We start from the raw sequence: 260 nt of genomic DNA on the forward strand, positions 1-260 counted from the left end.
GATTGAGACACCTGATCTGCTGCTTCTGGATGAACCGACCAACCATCTTGACCCAGTCCCAGCCGAACATGCTGTGAGCTTTCTTTGATGGTAGTGAGGTGCAGGTATCGGTAACGGAATGATCGTATCAAAAACAGTAGAAGGTATCGCACGCCAGCCAGAAGTTAAAAGCGGAAGGATGGGCGTTTAAGGAGCTGAACCGGCCTTCGTGTCGTAAACGAATTGCCAGCAAAGGTTCAGGTGGGCGGTGGAATCCGTAC

The 260-nt window shown here is 51.2% G+C and carries 1 pseudogene; it reads left to right on the forward strand.

Features of this window, described 5'->3' with window-relative positions:
- Positions 1 to 97 precede the first annotated feature (97 nt).
- Positions 98 to 187: pseudogene (locus P6709_RS20065) on the forward strand (F0F1 ATP synthase subunit C); the annotation flags it as partial.
- Between the last annotated feature and the right edge of the window lie 73 nt (positions 188 to 260).

Source organism: Jeotgalibacillus sp. ET6, from assembly GCF_029667115.1.
GTDB lineage: Bacteria > Bacillota > Bacilli > Bacillales > Jeotgalibacillaceae > Jeotgalibacillus.